Consider the following 2574-nt stretch of genomic DNA (forward strand, 5'->3'; position numbering starts at 1 on the left):
GTATCCACTATAACTCCATCAAAATCTATTATGACCGCTTTTAGCATATTAAACTCCTTTATCAACCTGTTTTTTTTCTTGAATCTACCAATTTACGAACTAATTCGCCATATTCTGGATCATTTAAATAATCAGATATTGCGATACAATACGTATTTGGTTGTTTTTCTGATACTCTTTCAACTAAAGATTGATGGGTAACTATAATATCCGCTTCTACTGGTAGATTACTTATTGAAATATGAAAGACTGATATATCATCGATACCGGACTTTTTAATTTTTTTCTGTAATACATTAGCTCCCATAGCACTTGAACCTAATCCTGCATCACAAGCATAAGCAATTTTAAAAACTCTTGAATAATCTAAACTTTCAACTATAGAAGCATTAAAAACGGAAGATACACTACTTTTTTTACCTTTTAGTTCTTCCATTTTTATTGCTGCTTCTTGTAACTCATTATCATTATTTTTAGCTCGTTTAACTAAAGGAATCCCGACAAGACATGTAACGGCTGCTGAAGCTAATACAGATATTAAAATCTGTAAATAATCTCCACTAGCAGACATCATTAAAATAGATATAATACTACCAGGTGAGGAAACTCCTATCAAACCAACATCAAATAATCCAAATAAAAACGTACCTGTTATTCCACCAAGGATTAATGGTAATACAAGGATAGGATTCATTAAGACAAACGGGAAATAAATTTCATGAATTCCACCAAAGAAATGGATAATACCTGATCCAAATGCTGAACCTTTAGAGTTTCCCTTACCTGCAATCATGTAAGCTAACAGTATACCTAGACCTGGTCCCGGATTTGATTCTAAAAGATATAAAATAGACTTTCCATATTCACTCACCTGCATGCTACCAAGCGGACTTAATATTCCTTGGCCTATGGCATTATTCAAAAATAATATTTTCGCTGGCTCAATAAAAATGGCTGTTAAAGGAAGTAAGCTGTAATCTACTAATACATCTACTCCTACAGATAATATATTCGTCAAAACAGACACAAATGGAGCAATCCCGATATAGCCTAACCAAGCCAAAATAGCGCCAAAAATTCCTACTGAAAAGTTATTTACTAACAATTCAAACCCTGTAGGGATTTTTCCATCAATCACTTGATCAAATTTCTTTAAAATCCATGCTGATAACGGTCCTAATATCATTGCACCAATAAACATCGTTACGTCTGCGCCAATGATTGCTCCCATAGTAGCAACTGTAGCAATTACTCCACCGCGATAGTCATGCACCGCTTTACCAGCAGCAAATGCTATAAGTAAAGGTAATAAATAAGTAAGCATTGGACCTATAAATTCTTTCAAAGTAGCACTATCTATAGCGACTGCAACGGCTGTTATAATTCCCCACGCCATGAAAGCACCTAAGTTTGGAATAACCATCCCACTTAATTTACTACCGAATTGTTGAGCCTTTACTCTAAATGACATAATGATACCTCCTCCAAGACAAATGCAGCTAAAGGCTCTAAAGCAACAACTACATTTTATATTTTTATAGACTTACTTCTTGACCTTCTTTAATGGAACGTTCAATAGCATCAACAACTCTTAAAGAATCATAAGCTTCCTTAGGGGTAATAATAGACTTTCTATTATTCATTGAATCATTAACAAAAGCCATTATTTCTTCAGCTAATGCTCCACTAACTTCACCGTTTACATAATACCAATGTCTAGAATCCGGATAAGAAATTCCACTATTAGAAACAAATTTAACTCCATTGTCGCAAGAATCAATATATGCGACTCCTTTTGTACCTACTAATTCTAATTTATCATCTATAATAGTTGGGGAATTTTCAGGAAGAACCCAACAAGCTTCAAGACATGCAATCGCTCCATTTTCATAAGTAACTATTGCATAAATGACATCATTCATTTTTTGTTCTTTAAGTAATACACTTCTACTTTTTGCAAATACTTTGACTGGTTCACTTGCCATATACCAATTGATGTAATCAATATCATGAATCATGACATGCATACTTAAATCAGAAGCTCCAATATATCTTTTAGGTCCTGTTATCGGACTATTCCTTCTACAATTTAAATGAATGATATCTCCTAACTCTCCATTATCTAATCTTTGCTTTACCATATTGAATCTTGGATCATATCTTAATAGGAAACCTACAGTAAAGGTTTTATCATAGTCTTTTGTAATTTCATAAATCGCTTTTCCATCTTCTAATTCTTTTGCAATTGGTTTTTCTAATAAAATATGCTTATTATTTTTTACAGCAATTTCAACTGCCTCTCTATGAATATTATCCGGTAATACAATACTTACTGCATCAATATTTGTATCTTCTAACAAGTCTTTATACTCTTTATATACCTTACAACCAAATATTTTTTCTACTTCTACTCTTCTCTCGTTATTGTATTCACACAAGGCTACTAATTCTACTTGAGGTAGCTTTTTATAAATCTCTGCGTGATGTGTTCCCATTTGGCCTACGCCAATGACCCCTACTCTTAATTTATTTTCCATTTTTTTCAATTCCTTTCATTTTTAAAAAAATTCATTG

2 protein-coding genes are annotated in these 2574 nt (G+C 32.8%); both read right to left on the reverse strand.

Translation table 11 applies throughout. The annotated features are described in order from the left end of the window. Positions 1 to 61 precede the first annotated feature (61 nt). Positions 62 to 1471 (reverse strand): PTS mannitol transporter subunit IICB, encoded by a 1410-nt coding sequence (locus WYK_RS06005; RefSeq protein ID WP_040373657.1) that lies wholly within the window; start codon positions 1469 to 1471, stop codon positions 62 to 64. Positions 1472 to 1535: 64 nt separating this feature from the next. After that, a complete protein-coding gene (locus tag WYK_RS06010) occupies positions 1536 to 2537 on the reverse strand; it encodes a Gfo/Idh/MocA family protein (RefSeq protein ID WP_040373658.1) in 1002 nt (333 codons plus the stop codon). Between the last annotated feature and the right edge of the window lie 37 nt (positions 2538 to 2574).

It is taken from the genome of Peribacillus psychrosaccharolyticus ATCC 23296 (assembly GCF_000305495.1).
In the GTDB taxonomy this organism is placed as follows: Bacteria; Bacillota; Bacilli; order Bacillales; family DSM-1321; genus Peribacillus; species Peribacillus psychrosaccharolyticus.